The following is a 15991-nucleotide window of genomic DNA, read 5'->3' as shown; positions in this document are numbered from 1 at the left end:
TTCTTCTGGAACCTGACCGCCGAGCGAAGCGTCTCGTCGCTGAGCGAACGCCAGTCGGTTCGTACGAACGGTTACGAAGGGATTTGAAACAGGGAGCGAGTGAAGCGAGCGACCGAGGTTCAAATCCCGGCGAGACGCTGTCTCGCCGACGTTCACCTCGCTTTGCTCGGTGAACTCCCGCCTCGAGCGCTTTCTCTGAATCTCAGTCCCCCAGCGAGGCGTCTTCTCGCCGGGTGCATTCCGGGATCCGACGACCGCGTCGGTTCTCCGGAGTTGCCCGACATATTAATCCCTCCGCGTAATGACTTGGGTCGTGCCCGAGGTTCGGAGGGTCCATGAGCAGTCGAGAGCGCGCCCCAGAGGCCGAACTCGGCCTCCTCGACGCGACGATGATCGGCATGGGAGCGATGATAGGGGCGGGTATCTTCGTGCTGACGGGGTTAGCCGCCGAAGTCGCCGGTCCGGCCGCTATCGTCGTCTTCGGACTGAACGGCGTCGTCACGGCGTTCACCGGACTCTCCTACGCCGAACTGGCGGCCTCGATTCCGAAGAGCGGCGGCGGATACGCCTTCGTTCGGGAGATATTCGGCGACGTCTCGTCGTTCCTCATGGGGTGGATGCTCTGGTTCGCGTACATGATCGCCGGCGCGCTGTACGCGCTCGGATTCGCGCCGAACTTCATCGAGTTGTTGCACGTCTACGGTATCGTTCCGCCGCCGGGACAGGTCGGTGCTGTCGCGCTTCCGGTCGTCGACGTCGGCCTGGGCGTATCGGTGCTCTTGTCGTTCGTGGCCGTGTTTCTGTTGGTCGCGTTGAACGCCGTCTCGACGGCCGCAAGCGGGAGCATCGAGACTGTCTTCACGGCGACGAAGGTCACGATTCTGTTGGTGTTCGTGGCGTTCGGCCTCGCGTCCCCGATGTTCTCCACCGCGGAGTTCCAACCGCTGTTTCCGGAGTCTCGGGGCGCGTTCGCCGTACTGCCGGCGATGGGACTGACGTTCATCGCGTTCGAGGGGTACGACCTTATCACGACGGTGACAGAAGAGGTGAAGAACCCCCGCCGGAACATCCCGAGAGCGATCTTCGTGAGTCTGGCCGCGACCGTAATCGTCTACCTCGCAGTCGTCACCGTGGCCGTCGGCACTCTCGGGGCGGGGGGACTGGCGGCGGCCGGGGAGGCCGGAATCGCCCAAGCGGCCACGGAGTTCATGCCCACCGGCCTCCCCGTGATCCAAAACGGCGGTGCGATCATCGTCTTCGGCGCCGTCTTCTCGACGCTGACGGCGCTGAACGCCGTCGTCATCGCGTCGTCGCGGATCGCCTTCTCGATGGGACGGGAGGGGCAGTTACTCCCCTCGTTCGGTCACATCCACCACCGCTACGGGACGCCGTTCGTCGCCATCCTCGTGAGTGCGGTGGTGATGCTCGGGTCGGTGGCGTTGCCGACGAAGAGCGCCGGGAACATGTCGAGTCTGTTCTTTCTCCTGTCGTTCGTCGTCGTCAACGTCGCCGCAATCAGGCTTCGACGGGAACGGCCGAACATGAACCGACCGTACGAGATGCCGTTTTACCCCGTTCCGCCGGTCGTCGGTGTGGTGCTCAACTTGGTCCTGACCGGCGTACTCGTCCGGTATCTCGTCCGGACCGACCCGCTGGCGTTGGGACTGAGCGTGGGCTGGATTCTACTGGGGGGACTCCTCTACTTCGCGCTCGAAGTGGTTCGTTCGCCCGAAGAGACGAGAACGGATGCAGAAGCAACTGCCGAGGACGACTGACACATGACATCACACAAGAGCGTAATCGTCGCGGGCGGCGGGCGCGTCGGGTTCCAGACCGCCGAACTGCTCGCCGACCGCGGACACGACGTGACGATAATCGAACGGGACGAGCGAGTGGCGTCCGACATCGGCGACGAGTGGATGGCGACGGTCATCGAAGGCGACGCGACGAACCCGGGCATCATCGAACAAGCGGACGTCCGGAACGCCGACGCCATCGCGGCGCTGACCGGCGAGACGGGAGTGAATCTGGCGGTCTGTATGGCCGCGAAGGAACTCTCGCCGGACGTCCGAACCGTCGCTCGAATCGAACGGACGACCGGAGAGACGTACACTCGGTTCGTCGACGCCGTCGTGTTTCCCGAACGCGCGGGCGCCCGGTTGGCGGCGAACGAAATCATCGGGAGCGACGTGCAGACGCTGTCGGATTTGGTCGGAGCGATAGACGTGATGCTGATTCGCGTCGGCGAGGGCGCTCCGGCGGCGAAGAAGCAACTCACCGACGTCAGGTTCCCGAAGGGGACGCTCGTCGTCTCCACCGAGGAGGGAGAACGTATCGCCGGGTCAGAGACGACTCTCACTCCGGGGAAGCGTTACGTCGTCGCCGTGGAACCGGACGTCGCCGACGAGGTGATGAACCTGATGCAGGGGTGAGCGAACCGCCCGAAGCGGCACCGACGGGAAGAAACACGGCGAACGCGAGGCGACGAGTCGAACTGAAAAGCCTTAAGAAGCACTACGGAAAAGAACGAGTGCAGCGTGCCCGGGTGGTGTAGTGGCCCATCATACGACCCTGTCACGGTCGTGACGCGGGTTCAAATCCCGCCTCGGGCGCTTCTTCGATTCTCGTACTTTCGAGCGAGGCGTCTCGTCGCCGAGCGATACGACCGAGAATCGCTGTGCGACTATCGCGGGATTCGAAGCAGGGAGCGACGCGAGCGAAGCGAGCAGAGCGACTGGGGTTCAAATCCCGGCGAGACGCTGTCTCGCCGACGTTCACCTCGCTTTGCTCGGTGAACTCCCGCCTCGGGCGCTTTCTCTGAATCTCAGTCCCCCAGCGAGGCGTTTCATCGCCGAGTGGACGCAACCGCTCCGAGCGACCGTACCCGTTCACTCGGTCCGTATCTCGAATCTCGTGCCGCCGGTTTCGCTCTCGGTCAACACCACGTCCCAGTCGTGGGCGTCTACGATACTGCGGACGATACCCAGACCGAACCCGGTTCCGTCGTCACCGGTCGAGAACCCCCGGTCGAAGACGTCCTCGCGGTCGCTCTCTGGGATTCCGACGCCGTCGTCCGCCACGAAGAACCCGTCGCCGTCGTCGAGAGCACCCACGCGAACCGTGACGGCGTCGCCGCCGTGTTCGACCGAGTTCCGAAACAGGTTTTCGAGAATCGTCGTGAGGCGTTCGGGGTCGGCTTCGACCGTCGGGGCGTCCGCCACGCGGAGTTCGGCGTCTCCGGAGGTGATGACGCCCCACGAGCGTTCTGCGAGTTCGCCCACGGGAGCCTGTTCCGTCTCGCCGACGGTGTGTCCCTGCCGGGCCAAAGAGAGCAGGTCCGAGATGAGCCTCGCCATTCGCTCGTGTGCGCGTTCGATGCACTCGAAGTACTCGTCGGTCTCCGGGGAGTCGCAAGCGTCGTTCGCGAGTTCGAGATAGCCGCGTGCGACCGAGAGCGGGTTTCTGAGGTCGTGGCTGACGACGCTCGCGAACTCCTCTAAGCGGTCGTTCTGTCGTTCGAGTTCTGCCTCGCGCGAGCGGAGCAGTTGCGTCCGTTCCGCGCGGTCGAGAGCCGCCTCGACTGTGGCCGCGAGCAGGTTCGTGAGATGCATGTCCGACTCGTCGAACGTCTCGGGTTCGAAGACGCCGAACGAGAGGACGCCGTGGTCGCCGAGTGGAACGTACATCACGGAGCCGATACCGGACCGGGCGTAAGCCTCGTCTATCTCCGCGACGGAGTCGAAGACGGCGGGGTCGCCGGACTCGAACGTCCGCCAGACGACGCCGTCACCCCGGGGGAAAGAGGGTCGTTCGCCCAACGCCTCGAACGTCCGGTCCGACGCCGCCACCAACGCGAGTTCGTCGGCCTCCTCGTCGTACAGACGGATGCTGTAAAGCGGGTACCCCAGTATGTCTTCGATGTCGTCGACCGCCACCTCGGCCACCCCTTTCGGCGTCTCGGCGCGCATCAGTTGCCGGGCCGTCTCGTGGAGACTGTTCAGCGTTCGCTCGTGGCGTTTTCGCTCCGTGATGTCGGTGTAGATACCGTAGACCCGGTTCGTCCCGCCGTCGGGGTCCAGCGGAACCGCCCGGAGGAGAAAGTCCCGCGTCCCGTCGGCCGTCTCCCGACGCACCTCGCGTTCGATGCGTTCGCCCCCGACGGCGTCCCGGTTGTAGTGTTCCGCCGTCTCTCGGTCGTCAGACGACACGATAACGTCGTCGAGGTTCTCTCCGCGAACGTGCGACTCCTCGTAGCCGAAGACCGACTCGAACGCGGGGTTCGTGCTTCTGACCACGGGGTCGCCGCCGACGTACTCGACGTCTACGATGGCGTCGCTCGTGTTCCGAAAGAGAACGGCGATGCGGTCGCGTTCGGCTCTGAGCGCCGCCTCGCGTTCTGCCCGGTCGAGGGCCGTCTCCGCGTTCGCCGCGAGCAGACGGGTCAAGTCGAGTGCCTCCGGGGGGATGGTCCGTCGCTCCGTGTCCGCGTCCCCGACCAAGAGCAGTCCGTGACGGCCGAGGGGGACGACGATGGTCGGTCCGAGGGGTTCGGACGTGCCGAATCGTTCGCCCGCGTCCTCGAACAGTCGCGAGTCGCCCGCGTCGAACAGGTCGTAAGCGCCCGTCTCCGGTCCGTACGACCGGGTCGTCAACTCGGGTACCAACTCCCGCGCCGCCTCCGACGCCTCGACGGGGACGATACTGCGGGCGTCGGGGTCGTACGCCCCGAACACCGCGACGTCGAGTTCGAGTACCTCGCTCGCCGTTCGGACGGTTATCTCGGCGACGTCTGCGGTGTCTTCGGCCCGGAGCAACTCGCGGTTCGTCTCGTGGAGGCGGGTGAGAGTCTCTTCGCGCGCGCGGTCCTGACCGGACGACTCCGAGTCGGCCCCGGCGGCGGCGTGACGGGCGATTCGGTCCGCGAGAACGGCGGGACCGGCGTCCGATTCGCGGACGACGTCCGTGAAGCCGTCTCGGGTCCGCCGTTCGAGTGCGTCGTACGACTCCGGGCCGTACGCGATAGTCGGACCCCGATAGCCCGAGTCGCGAACGCGGGCGTGCGACAGTTCCGTCGCGACGATATCGACGACGACGCAGTCGGCACCGGCGAGACCGTTCGTCAGACCGTCCGGCGTCGCCTCGCGCACGACAATCTCGTCTGCGGCGTCTCGGAGTTGCGCCGCTATCGACCGTCTCCGCTCGTCGTCACCCGAAACGTACAGCGCCGTCGTCATGAGTGTGTGACCGCCGGGTCGAAAGAGCGTCCGACCGACGTTGCAGGTAGTTCTATCAGGGGGGACATAAACGCCCACGGTAACGTTCCCCGCGAGAGACGGCCGCGACCGAGAGAGACAGACTATCGGCCTCCCCGCCACCGGGGCTACAGATTCACGTTACTCGCGCGCGGACTCGCGCCGCCGTGCGGCGTGTCGCGGCGACGGACCGTCACGTCTCTGACCGCCTCCGCGGCGTCGTCGACGACGAGTGCCTCGCCCGGTTCGTCGGGGAGCCGTTCTCGGAGATTCGCGCCGAGGTACGTCGGGTTCGCCGCCGCGAGAGCGTCGATATCCGGCCCGGCGGTGAGGCGGTGAACGACGCGCAGGTCGGCCTGCGAGACGGCGATGTCCGGGAGCGCACTCGGCCGTTGGGTCGCCGCAGCGAGCGAGACACCGGGAGAGCGCCCGCGGGTGAGAACCGTTCTGAGCGCCGGTGCCGCGACACCGTCGAAGAAGGCGTGAGCCTCGTCGAGAAAGAGCCACGGCAGGCGCGCTATCGACTCCGAGAGTCGGGCGTCGTACAGACCGCTCGCGACGGCGTAGACCACCGCGTTCGCCGGTGCGGGGTCGAGTGACGACAGGTCGAGGACGGTTGCGTCGCCCCCCGCGAGTTCGGGGGCGTCGACGCCGTCGGGGTCGAACACGTCCCACGTCGCGGCGCGGCGGAGGCGGTTCCCCGCGGCGCGACCCGTTGCGGCCGGAACGTCCGCGTCGGCGACGAACTCGCGCATCGCCGCCAACGTCTCCGACGCCGCCGCCGCGCGCCAGACGAGTGACCCGACCGCAGAGTCGCTCTCGCACCCGACGAGTGTCGGCCACGCGGAGGGTGGGACGGCGTCCGCGCGGGCGCGAGGCGTCCGAACGACGCTGGCGGGGACCGGCGGGCCGTCCGTCTCGGGGTCTTCGAGTCCGTCGAAGACGCCCATCGGGTCGAGAACGACCGGCGCGACGCCCGTCGCCCGGGCGGCCCCCTCGGCGAGAACGCCGAGCGTGTGAGACTTTCCGTACCCTCGTTTCCCGACGACGAGGGCGGCGTGCGGGCGGTCCACGTCCACGGCGACGGGCGCGCCGTCGCTCCCGTCGCGCGCGCGGTGGCGGCCGAAGCGAACGGACGGGCCGTCGCCGCCCTCGCGCCGTCCGAGTATCTCGGTGTGCATCGGGGCGTCTGGCCGCCGCATCCCACTTGAACCCACGGACGAGGGTTTATACCGGAAGGCGGGACCAGCCACCCCATGCTCGACGCACTCGGACTCCGGCAGTTCGCCGACGACGACAGGGCCATCGAAGGACTCCCGATTCGCCTCGTCATCGCCCTCGTGGTCGGCGTGGCGACGATGAGCGTCATGCTGAACATGCTCTCGGGCGTGCAGGGACTGGCCGTCTCGGAACTCGACGTGAAGCCGAACCCCGACGTGGTGACGCCCGGCGAGACGGAACTCGACCTCCTCGTGGTGGACCCCGACGGCGACCCGGTCGAAGGCGCGACGGTCATCGTCAAGGACGGAACCGCCGACATCGACGGGGTGAAAACGGGCACGTCGGGGGCCGACGGGACGGCGACGGTGACCGTCTCGCCGGACATCCGTGCCAATCAGGAGGACGGAACGCTCGTCGTGGACGTGAAACCGCCCGCGGGGAGCCAGTTCGTCGACAGGCGGGAGAACGCCGCGATACTCGTCGTCCGAGGGTGAGAGCGGAGGCTACCGCTCGGGGTGCGTCGGCGCGTCGAACCCGCCGCGAGCGAGGGGTTTGGCGATGTGTCGGCGCGCGCACGGCGGCACCTCGTACCACCCGCGTTCGAGGGCGCGGTCCGCGTCCACCGTCTCTTTCCCCGGCGCGGCGGTGCCGCAGTCGCGACAGCGATAGCCCTGCTCTCGACCCGCACTCTCCATGGTGCGTTCGCAGTCGGGACACCTCGGCGTGACCTCCTCGGTGCGCACGAGAGACCGGACGGCGAACTTCTCCAGTTTCAGGGTTCCCTCGGTCATCTCGCCGCAGACGGTCAGGTCGTCGCCGACGCGGAGAGCGCGAACCCTGTCGCGGAACCGTTTCGTCGGTTCGAAGGCGACGCACTCGACCGACTCTGCGCCGTCGTCTCCGTCGGCGAGTTCGAAGAAGACGTGTCCGCCGCGGCGCGTCTCGGGGTCCGAGGCGACGGTGCCGTCGACGCGGTAGGCGGCGTCGTCGCGGAGAGACCCGAGTTCGCCGTCTCGCAGATGCGCGTCCGTCCCCTGATTCGTCAGGAACGTCGCCGCGCGTTCGACGGGTTCGGAACCGATTCGGGCCGCGAGTTCGCGCACGGATTCGGCGTCGTCGCCGCGGACGCCGTGCAGGATGGGACCGGGCGCGTTCGGAACGCAGACGGCCTGCCCTTCCTCTCTGTCGATGGTGTCCCACGCCTCGGGGTAGAACGCCTCCGCGGCGTCGAAAACGGAGTCCCACGCCACGTCGCGGGGCGTCCCGCACCGGTCGAACTCGCGGTAGGAGATGTGTTCGTACGTCCACTCGTCGAAGGCGGCCCACGCGCCGACGGCGGCGAGAGCGCCGATTCGGCCGCGCCCGCCGTCCCACCCGCGATGTTCGTATCCGGCCTCCTCGGCGATGGTCGTCGCCGTCGGGGTGTCGACGATGTCTCTGACGCCGCGTCGGGCGAAGTCCGCTACCGCCTCGGGGACCATCTCCGGGTCACCGGGGGCGACGACGACGCCCGGACTCGTCCGCGGGTCGTCGGTCTCCGCGAGGGGTTCGAGTTCCGAGACGGCGACGTCGAGGGCGTCGGCGACGGGGAACTCGACGTGGAGGGCGAGTGCGGCGTTGCCGCGGGTCTTGTGTTTCACCGCGGGGTTGAGTCGGACGAGGAGTCGTCGCCGGACGCGGCCACCGGCCGCCTCCACCGCCTCCGCGACCAACGTCGCGAGGTACGTCGTACACATCCCTCGCTCTCTGGAGTCTGTGTCGTCCAGACCGATGACCGTCATGGGCGTCGATAGTCGGCGCGCGATGTAACGCCTTTCGAGTCCGGAGCGACGAGAGAGAATATATAAACGTACCGACGAGTCGAGCGGAATCGGGAGACGCGGGCGATTAGGCCCTAGAAAACAGTTATATGTCGCGAATCACTTATACACGGGTATGTCTCGGTCAGCTCTGGTCGGAAATATCACGGCGATGCTGGACGACGCGGGCTTCATCGTCAGCGACCGCTGTGCCATCCGTCCCAAGAGCTTCGACCTCGCCGCCCGGCGCGGCGAGGACCTGGTCCTCCTGAAGATTCTGGGAAACATCGACGCGTTCGACGCCGCCACGGGCGCGGAGATGCGTCGTCTCGGCACGTATCTCTCGGCGACGCCGATAGTCGTCGGACTGCGGACTCGCGACCAAGACCTCAAACCCGAAGTCGTCTACTTCCGGCACGGCGTGCCCGTGATGAACCCGGACACCGCGATGGACCTGTTCGTCGAGGGCGTTCCGCCGCTTATCTACGCGGCCCCGGGCGGTCTCTACGTCAACATCGACGGCGACCTGTTGTCCGACGAACGCGAGGAGCGAGGGTGGAGTCTCGGTCGTCTGGCGAACGAACTCGGCGTCTCGCGGCGCACCGTCTCGAAGTACGAAGACGGGATGAACGCGAGCATCGAGGTGGCGATTCAGCTCGAACAGATGTTCGACCAGCCGTTCTCGAACCCCGTCGACGTGATGGAGGGCGCAGAGGAGGTTCGCGAGGCTGACCCGACGCCGGAGGACCCGGCGGCGGACCCCGACGACGAACACGTCGTCCACATCCTGACGCGGGCGGGCTTTACCGTCCATCCGACCGCTCGCGCGCCGTTCAAAGCAGTCAGCGAAGACGAGGACCGAACGACCCGACGGAGCGGAAGCGACGGCATGCCGATGCTCACCGGCCACTCGGCGTTCAATCGAAGCGCCGAGAAGCGCGCCCGCATCATGTCCTCGCTCGGCGAGGTGACGCAGACGCGGTCGGTCTACTTCACCGAGGACCAATCGAAGCGCGATTCCGTGGACGGAACGGCCCTCGTCAGTTGCGAGGAACTCGCGTCCATCGACGACCCCGACAAAATTCGGGACCTGATTCGAGAACGCGCCCGCGAACCCGAAGAGGTCTGACTCCCGACGCCTCCGCTCGGAGCGGTCACCTGTTTTCGTGTGGCTCGTCGCGCGCCACTCCGAGCGTCTGTGCCGTCGGGAGCCGCCACCCGTAGGCGACCGCCACCATGCGCGACCCGACGGTGACGGCGGCACAGACGGCAGCGGCGACGCCCTCGGCACCGACGAGGGTCGTCGTCAGCCAGTAGGTCGTCCCGCCGAGGACCGCACAACTCGCGTAGAAGTCGTCGAACAGGACGAACGGCGACCGGTCCAAGAGGATATCCGCGAACGCGCCGCCGCCGACGGCGTTTATCGTCGCTATCGCGACGACGCCGAACCCCGAGACGCCCGCCTCCGTCGCGACGATAGCGCCGGCGGTGGCGAACGCGGCGAGTCCGACTGCGTCGGACAGAAGCGTGATCGGATGTTCGTCCGCCGACTCGAAGGCGACGCTCAGTCCGACTGCGAGTGCCACGCCGAGCAGTCCGAGACGTATCTCACCGAACGACTGGAGTGCCAACGGGACGCGGCCGACGAGTACGTCTCGCGTCGCCCCGCCGGCGAACGCGGTGACGAGTCCGACGACCGCGATGCCGAACACGTCGAACTCCTCGCGTATCGCCTTGGTCGACCCGACGAGTGCGAACGCGACCAGCCCGACCGTGTTCATCACGGCGAACGGGTCCAAAGAGACCGCTCCGACGACGTCCTGAACCACTACCGACCCCCACGGGAGAGCGCGTCTTGAGGGCTACGGATCGCTCGCGCCGAGAGTCGGAGCCGACGGAGCCGCGTCGAAGGAGAGAGCCGCAGTCGCCGATAACCCGCGTTCAGTTTGCGGCCGTGCCGTACGTCTCGTCGAGATACTCGACGATGTCGTCGCTCTCCGGCATCGCGTCGATGCCGTGTTCCTCGTCCACGAGGACGGGGACGCCGGTCTGTCCGCTCACTTCTTGGACCTCGGTCCGTTCGGAGTGCGAACGCGGGACCGTCTTCGACTCGTACTCTAAGTCGAGTTCCGAGAGCTTGTTCTTGACTTTCGCGCAGTAGGGACAGCCCTCCAGCTCGTACAGGATGAGATTCGACATCGCTATCGGGTAGGTGATTCCGAATAAAGAGTCCGGGGGTTCTGTGCGCCGCCGGTACACAGGGGCGGGACGCGCTCCTCGGCGGTCAGCGTCCGACCGCGTTCCGAACCCCGTCGGCGATGCGGCGACGACGGAGGACGACTTCCGCGCCGGCCCACCCGACGAGGACGAAGAGAGCACAGACGGCGTAGACGAACTCCCACCCGCCCATCCAGACGGGGCGAAGCCACGGCGTGACGTGGGACCACTGGGTGGCGAACTCGTTCATCGGCCCTTCGAGGGGCGTCTCGGCGAACGTCGCGCGCATCTGCCCGGCGAAGCCGACTCGTTCGCCCGACCCGGCGCGGAGTCCGGCGCTTCCGGTGATGTCGTACTCGCCGCTTGCGTTCATGTCGCGGATGGTCGGTCCGTCCGAGGACCCGTCGCCGTGTTCGACGCGTTCGGCGTCGTACGGGCCCCACGTCGCGTAGTACTCCCAGACGATTTCGCCCTCCGGCGTCACCTCGACGACGCGGTGGTTGAGCGTGTCGGTGATGAGCGTGTTGCCGTTCGGGAGTCTGTCCGCGTCGCGCGGCCAGTTGAGGACGTTCGACCCGACGGACCACGTGCGGACCCACTCGCCGTCCTCTTTTGCGTACTCGACGACGCGGTTGTTTCCGCTGTCGGCGACGAGCATCGTCGGCGTCCCGTTCTCGCTGAGCATCCAGTCGGGGTTGTGCTGTTCGCGCAGCACGTCGTAGTCGTCGTCGCTCCCGAGACGGTGGGTGATGTTCTTCGTCTCCATGTCGACGACGATGGCTTGGTCGAAGTTCCGCGGCGACAAGAGGAGTCTGTCGTCGCCGATGGGGTCTACGTCGTTCGAGTGCGTCCAGTCTTCGTTGTGTCCGCCCTCCGTGTCAGCGGGGAAGTGGTCGCGATAGTACCACTCCCACGTTATCTCCTCCGTCGTGAGGTTGTAGACGAAGATGCGGTCCATCGACCCGTTCTCGTCGTCCCACTCGCGCATGTTCGAGACGACGAGTTCGTCCTCGCTGAGTCGGTCGACGTCGTGGGTGTCCTCGATTTCGAACGTCTCGTTCCAGACGCGGGTCTGGCTGTCGGGGTCGAACTCGAAGACCAGCGTCTCGCCGTCGCGGGGCGAAGAGACGAGCAGGTTCCCGTTCGAGAGGGGGTCCACGTCGAAGAACCACGCGCCGGACTCGTTGTGGGTCCACTCCGTCTGTCCGCGTTCGTCCGCGGAGATGAGACGGGCGGGCTTCTTCGGATTCGTGTTGCCGTCGAACGTGTAGCCTTGGACGCTGACGACGGTCGAACCGTTCGCCGGACTCGTCACCGTCCCGCGGGTGAGCGTCGTCTCGTCGTCCGGGTCGTAGGTGATGGCAGACGCCACAGACGGCGTCAAGAGCGCGATTACGAGCACCAACGCGAGCGCCCGCATCGCGGTTCGTCTAGAGAGGGCGACCATTACTACCGAGAGACTGTCGGTGCGAGACTGAACCTCTTTTGGTCTCTCGCGGCCGCTGCAGTCGGTGAGAGCCGTCGTCAGTGGGGACGAACGGCGGTCCGTCGGACGAAGGGGAGGGCCGTCTCAGAACTGCGCGGAGAGGAACCCGCTCGTTCGGACGAAAAAGTAGAGGACGAACGCGCCCGCGAGCACCCAGTGACCGACGCGGAGGTCGTCTCGGTCACCCGCAGCGAGTTTGACGACCGGGTACGAGACGATGCCCGCGGCGATGCCGTACGCGATGGAGTAGGTGAAGGGCATCACGAGGATGGTCATCCCGGCGGGGATGGTGTTCGTGATGTCGCTCCAGTCGATGTCGACCGCGTTCTGCAGCATCACGATGCCGATGACGACGAGCGCGATGTGAGAGGCGTACTGCGGAATCGCCGCCGCGAGAGGGACGAGAGCCAACGAGGCGATGAAAAGCAGCGCGACGACGAGCGCTGTCAGCCCCGTTCGGCCGCCCTCTTCGACGCCCGAGGCGGACTCGATGTACGTCGTCACGGTCGAGGTGCCGAGCATCCCGCCGATGGTGGTGCCGACGGCGTCGGCCATCAGCGGTTTGTCGATGTCGGGGAGGTTGCCATCTTCGTCGAGGAAACCGGCGACCTGACTGACGCCGACCAGCGTTCCGGCGGTGTCGAAGAAGTCCACGAAGAAGAACGTGAACACGATGAGCGCGAAACTGAACGCCTCGACGTTGCCGAATCCGGAGACGAACGCGCCCGCCAGCGGTGCGATGTTGTACGTCGCCTCGGTCGAACCGGCGACGAGGCCGGCGTCGGGAGCGACGACGCCGAGCGTCGTCAACAGCCACCCCAATCCGGCGGTAGAGAGGATACCGACGACGATAGAGCCCGGAATGCCCCGTGCGTAGAGCGCGAGCGTCAAAAAGAGGCCGACGACGGCGACGATGGCGACGGGGTTCGACGCGACGTCACCCAACGTCAGGAGCGTCGCGGCGTCGTCCACGACGATACCCATCCCCTGCAGACCGATTATCGCGAGGAACAGCCCGATACCGGTCCCGACGGCGAACTTCACCGGTTCCGGGAACAGTCGGATGACGTACTCCCGCGCGCCGACGGCCGTGAGGGCGATGAAGAGCAGTCCCTCCACGACGACGGCGGCAAGCGCCGTCTGCCACGGCACGCCGAGAGCTCCGACGACGGTGAACGCGAAGAAGGCGTTCAGTCCGAGTCCGGGTGCTTGCCCGAACGGCCGGTTGGCGTAGAACGCCATAATCAACGTCGCGACGGCGGCGGCGATGATAGTCACGACTGCGAGCATCGACTGCACCTCGCTCGGCGCGTAGCCGGCGATGGCGATACCGTCTGCCCCTTCGATGAACGGTTGGTCCGTCAGTATCGACGGGTTGACGACGACGATGTACGACATCGTCAGGAACGTCGTCACCCCGGCGAGTATCTCGGTCCGGACGGACGACCCGTGTTCTTGCACATCGAAGTAGTCCGCGAGCGTCTCAGTGAACCCCATAATGCACGAGTGAGCATACTCACTATTCCGAACATAAGCGTTACCATCGAAGGGGCCGAAAATATACACGTGCGTGCATAACTAGTCGATTCGGTCCCGATATTGTCCGCGTCTCTGTGCATATAGATGACGTTCGGGCGGCGACGTGAGGGTCGCGAGAACGGAGACGGGCGGAGACGACGTCGGGGGCGGTGGACGGCTATCGGACGCGCGCCCGGCGACGGCCGCCTCACTCGGTGTCGAACGCCGAAAGCGCGCCGACGGGTGCGGTCGTCAGTTCCTTCGCGCGGTCGGTTCCTTTCTCGCCGACGGAGATGAGAGCGAAGACGCCGGTGACCTCCGCCCCGGCCTGTTTCGCGATGTCGAGGAGCAGTTCCTGCGTCTCGCCCGACCGGATGAGGTCGTCGACGATGAGTACGTTCTCGCCCGACGAGAGGGCGCGTTCCGGGAGGTAGTACGTGAGTTCGATGCCGGAGGTGAGTCGCTGGCGGGACTCGATGAACTCCTCTACGGCCGTCTCTTTGGACTTCTTCGCGTAGGCGACGCGGGCGTCGAAGTACGACGCCATCGCCGCACCGAGGGTGATGCCGTCAGTCGCCGCCGTGAGGACGACGTCGGGCCGTTCGAATCCGAGGGTGTTGGCCGCAACGGGCGCGACGAGGTCCAGAAACGACTGGTCGAAGACGACGCCGGAGTTGTCGACGTACCCCTCGTCGTCGAACGCGACGCGCGCTTCGAGTTCGGTCGCGAGAGCCTCGCGCCCGACGCCTTCGACGACGTCGCGGGCGCGTTCGATGCCGGGGAGGACGTGCCCGTTGACGTACCGGTTCAGGTCGCCCGCGGGCAGTTCGGTGAGTGCGGCGAGTTCGTCGTACGTCCTCGTCTCTTTGAGCATCCGGAGGACGGCGACGGCTTGGAGTTGGAGAGCCGCTTTCTCCGCTCTGTTCATATCTCGATGGACGAGTTTGCGTAAGTATGAATACTTCGATGTCGCTGAGAGGGCAGTTGCTCACGGACGTGGGTGACAACGGTCGGCACGCGGGACTGTGTGCCGGACGGGGATAGCGGGTGGGTCCGAAGAGAGCGAGTCGTTACCGGTCGGCCAGCAGTTCGTCCGCGGTGATGAGTGCGTCGAGTTCGACGTCCGCTTCGGCGAGTCGTTCCTCCGCGCCCTCCTCGCGGTTCACCACGACGAGAACGCGGTTGACCTCCGCGCCGGCGTCTCGGAGGGCTTCGACGGCGTCGAGGGCGCTCTTTCCGGTCGTCGCGATGTCTTCGAGGACGAGAATCTCCTCGCCCTCCTCCAAGCGCCCCTCGATGCGCTTTGCGGTGCCGTACCCCTTCGCCTTCTTGCGCGCGATGACGTAGGGCGTGTCCGTCTCGACGCTCGTCACCGCGACGAGGGGGACGGCACCGAGTGCGACGCCCGCGAGTTTCTCGCCGCCGTGTTCCTCGGCGAACGCCTCCGCGATGAGTCGGAGACAGGTGGGGTCCGTCTCGAACAGGTACTTGTCCACGTAGTAGTCCGAGGTGCCGCCGTGGGAGAGTTCGAACTCTCCGTACTGGACCGCCTCGGCCTCTCGCAGGGCCTCGATGAGTTCGTCGTTCGTCATACTGTCGTCGGGTCACCCGAACAGGTTAAACGGGGCGGTTCGCGGCGGCAGTGAGGCAGTAGCGGGAACGGTACGGTGGCCGCCGAAGCGGTGCGGAGAGGACACCGACGCCGTACCGCGAGTGAGGGCGAAGCCCGAGTCTCGCGGAGTTTTTGGTCCAGATTTTTGGAGGGGGTTCGAGCGCGCCGGAGGCGCGCGAGGACCCCCTGTAAAAAGGTGGTTTACCACGGTTCGTTCTTCACGCCGAGGAGGTAGGCGGCGACGTTCGTCGTCACGTGCAGAATCGGTGTGAGGACGAGTACCGCCCCGAGGACGGGGAGCGTGAACGTCCCGAGGAACCACGGTAGGTCGAACGCCGCGGCGAAGACGAGTGCGCCGACGACGAAGTCGAGTTGGTCGAGTCCGGGGAACGCCGCGCCGCGTTGGCGTCCGCTCCGTCGTTTCAGGAAGGAGGCGCCGATGTCGCCGACCATCGCGCCGAAGGCGAGTCCGACCGCCGCAATCAGCGGAAACGTCGGGAGCGAGACGCCGAGCATCGCAGAGACGGGACCGGCGGCGGCGTTGCAGGCGAGAGCGACGGCGACCCCCGCAAGCGTTCCCGCGGCGGTTCCGCGCCACGTCTTGCCGTCGCCGAGGAGGCGGCGGTCGCCCCACGTCCGCCCCCCGTCTATCGGCGCGCCGCCCCCGGCGAGGACGGCCGCGTTGTTCGGGACGTACGCGGGCAGCATGGTCCAGAACGCGACGACGACGAGGTCGATAACCATACGTGGAAAACCGCTGCCCGAGACTTAAGACACCGTGATTCCGGTCGGAATCGGACGGGGTCTGTCGCTCCGACCGAGGGACGTCGGTGGCGGGGGACGCGCCGCGCCGACGAACGGTCCGGACAGAAGTTCTCTTAAGGGC

The 15991-nt window shown here is 66.5% G+C and carries 15 protein-coding genes and 1 tRNA gene; 6 read left to right on the top strand and 10 right to left on the bottom strand.

Going from position 1 to position 15991, the window contains the following annotated elements:
- The first annotated feature begins 335 nt into the window (after positions 1–335).
- The 4 genes from BM167_RS01600 to BM167_RS18285 all read left to right on the top strand — a co-directional run bounded on the left by BM167_RS01600 (position 336) and on the right by BM167_RS18285 (position 2821).
- Complete coding sequence (locus BM167_RS01600) at positions 336–1775, top strand: APC family permease (protein WP_092887797.1); 1440 nt, start codon at positions 336–338, stop codon at positions 1773–1775.
- A gap of 3 nt (positions 1776–1778) precedes the next feature.
- Entirely contained in the window at positions 1779–2432 is a 654-nt protein-coding gene (locus BM167_RS01595) for a potassium channel family protein (RefSeq protein ID WP_092887794.1), read from the top strand.
- Between the two features lie 107 nt (positions 2433–2539).
- Positions 2540–2612, top strand: a tRNA-Asp gene (locus BM167_RS01590).
- A 65-nt stretch (positions 2613–2677) separates the two neighbouring features.
- On the top strand, positions 2678–2821 hold the full coding sequence (locus BM167_RS18285; RefSeq protein ID WP_177213260.1) for a hypothetical protein: 144 nt from the start codon (positions 2678–2680) through the stop codon (positions 2819–2821).
- Between the two features lie 67 nt (positions 2822–2888).
- On the opposite strand, the gene BM167_RS01585 is transcribed toward BM167_RS18285, so the two are convergent.
- Together BM167_RS01585 and BM167_RS01580 are read right to left on the bottom strand one after the other, a co-directional pair.
- Positions 2889–5234 (bottom strand): GAF domain-containing protein, encoded by a 2346-nt coding sequence (locus BM167_RS01585; RefSeq protein WP_092887791.1) that lies wholly within the window; start codon positions 5232–5234, stop codon positions 2889–2891.
- 146 nt (positions 5235–5380) lie between these two features.
- The gene (locus BM167_RS01580; protein ID WP_092887788.1) at positions 5381–6433 is read right to left on the bottom strand and encodes an ATP-binding protein; all 1053 of its coding nucleotides are present in this window, start codon (positions 6431–6433) and stop codon (positions 5381–5383) included.
- A 75-nt stretch (positions 6434–6508) separates the two neighbouring features.
- On the opposite strand from BM167_RS01580, the gene BM167_RS01575 reads away from it, so the two are divergent.
- Positions 6509–6967: a DUF7382 domain-containing protein gene (locus tag BM167_RS01575; protein ID WP_092887785.1), complete on the top strand. Its 459-nt coding sequence runs from the start codon at positions 6509–6511 to the stop codon at positions 6965–6967.
- A 9-nt stretch (positions 6968–6976) separates the two neighbouring features.
- Here BM167_RS01575 and BM167_RS01570 read toward each other — a convergent pair whose 3' ends face one another.
- Entirely contained in the window at positions 6977–8254 is a 1278-nt protein-coding gene (locus BM167_RS01570; RefSeq protein WP_092887782.1) for a tRNA(Ile)(2)-agmatinylcytidine synthase, read from the bottom strand.
- A 154-nt stretch (positions 8255–8408) separates the two neighbouring features.
- Between BM167_RS01570 and BM167_RS01565 the strand changes: the two genes are divergently transcribed.
- Complete coding sequence (locus BM167_RS01565; RefSeq protein ID WP_092887779.1) at positions 8409–9401, top strand: transcriptional regulator; 993 nt, start codon at positions 8409–8411, stop codon at positions 9399–9401.
- A 25-nt stretch (positions 9402–9426) separates the two neighbouring features.
- Here the strand turns inward: BM167_RS01565 and BM167_RS01560 are convergent, their stop codons facing one another.
- From BM167_RS01560 to BM167_RS01530, 7 genes are all read right to left on the bottom strand, one after another.
- Positions 9427–10053 carry a trimeric intracellular cation channel family protein gene (locus BM167_RS01560; protein ID WP_218153771.1) on the bottom strand — a complete coding sequence of 209 codons (627 nt, stop codon included), beginning with the start codon at positions 10051–10053 and terminating at the stop codon, positions 9427–9429.
- A gap of 160 nt (positions 10054–10213) precedes the next feature.
- Positions 10214–10471, bottom strand: coding sequence for a glutathione S-transferase N-terminal domain-containing protein (locus BM167_RS01555; RefSeq protein ID WP_092887773.1), 258 nt, complete (start codon positions 10469–10471; stop codon positions 10214–10216).
- A gap of 85 nt (positions 10472–10556) precedes the next feature.
- Positions 10557–11936, bottom strand: coding sequence for an aryl-sulfate sulfotransferase (locus BM167_RS01550; protein WP_177213259.1), 1380 nt, complete (start codon positions 11934–11936; stop codon positions 10557–10559).
- A gap of 123 nt (positions 11937–12059) precedes the next feature.
- Positions 12060–13472, bottom strand: coding sequence for an NCS2 family permease (locus BM167_RS01545; protein ID WP_092887770.1), 1413 nt, complete (start codon positions 13470–13472; stop codon positions 12060–12062).
- Positions 13473–13701: 229 nt separating this feature from the next.
- Complete coding sequence (locus BM167_RS01540) at positions 13702–14421, bottom strand: phosphoribosyltransferase family protein (protein ID WP_092887767.1); 720 nt, start codon at positions 14419–14421, stop codon at positions 13702–13704.
- A 142-nt stretch (positions 14422–14563) separates the two neighbouring features.
- Positions 14564–15085: an orotate phosphoribosyltransferase gene (gene pyrE / locus BM167_RS01535; RefSeq protein ID WP_092887764.1), complete on the bottom strand. Its 522-nt coding sequence runs from the start codon at positions 15083–15085 to the stop codon at positions 14564–14566.
- A gap of 221 nt (positions 15086–15306) precedes the next feature.
- Complete coding sequence (locus BM167_RS01530) at positions 15307–15849, bottom strand: CDP-2,3-bis-(O-geranylgeranyl)-sn-glycerol synthase (RefSeq protein ID WP_092887760.1); 543 nt, start codon at positions 15847–15849, stop codon at positions 15307–15309.
- Positions 15850–15991 lie beyond the last annotated feature (142 nt).

It is taken from the genome of Halopelagius inordinatus, from assembly GCF_900113245.1.
Taxonomy (GTDB): domain Archaea; phylum Halobacteriota; class Halobacteria; order Halobacteriales; family Haloferacaceae; genus Halopelagius; species Halopelagius inordinatus.
Note: the sequence above shows the minus strand (reverse complement) of the source record. Positions and strands in the feature narration are given on the sequence as shown.

Bases quoted from the DNA above. Each gene is read 5' to 3' on its own strand.
- BM167_RS01545 (WP_092887770.1), bottom strand. From the start codon at position 13,472: ATGGGGTTCACTGAGACGCTCGCGGACTACTTCGATGTGCAAGAACAC.
- BM167_RS01560 (WP_218153771.1), bottom strand. From the start codon at position 10,053: ATGAACACGGTCGGGCTGGTCGCGTTCGCACTCGTCGGGTCGACCAAG.
- BM167_RS01600 (WP_092887797.1), top strand. From the start codon at position 336: ATGAGCAGTCGAGAGCGCGCCCCAGAGGCCGAACTCGGCCTCCTCGAC.
- BM167_RS01585 (WP_092887791.1), bottom strand. From the start codon at position 5,234: ATGACGACGGCGCTGTACGTTTCGGGTGACGACGAGCGGAGACGGTCG.
- BM167_RS01555 (WP_092887773.1), bottom strand. From the start codon at position 10,471: ATGTCGAATCTCATCCTGTACGAGCTGGAGGGCTGTCCCTACTGCGCG.
- BM167_RS01540 (WP_092887767.1), bottom strand. From the start codon at position 14,421: ATGAACAGAGCGGAGAAAGCGGCTCTCCAACTCCAAGCCGTCGCCGTC.
- BM167_RS01575 (WP_092887785.1), top strand. From the start codon at position 6,509: ATGCTCGACGCACTCGGACTCCGGCAGTTCGCCGACGACGACAGGGCC.
- pyrE (WP_092887764.1), bottom strand. From the start codon at position 15,085: ATGACGAACGACGAACTCATCGAGGCCCTGCGAGAGGCCGAGGCGGTC.
- BM167_RS01595 (WP_092887794.1), top strand. From the start codon at position 1,779: ATGACATCACACAAGAGCGTAATCGTCGCGGGCGGCGGGCGCGTCGGG.
- BM167_RS01565 (WP_092887779.1), top strand. From the start codon at position 8,409: ATGTCTCGGTCAGCTCTGGTCGGAAATATCACGGCGATGCTGGACGAC.
- BM167_RS01550 (WP_177213259.1), bottom strand. From the start codon at position 11,936: ATGGTCGCCCTCTCTAGACGAACCGCGATGCGGGCGCTCGCGTTGGTG.
- BM167_RS01570 (WP_092887782.1), bottom strand. From the start codon at position 8,254: ATGACGGTCATCGGTCTGGACGACACAGACTCCAGAGAGCGAGGGATG.
- BM167_RS01530 (WP_092887760.1), bottom strand. From the start codon at position 15,849: ATGGTTATCGACCTCGTCGTCGTCGCGTTCTGGACCATGCTGCCCGCG.
- BM167_RS01580 (WP_092887788.1), bottom strand. From the start codon at position 6,433: ATGCACACCGAGATACTCGGACGGCGCGAGGGCGGCGACGGCCCGTCC.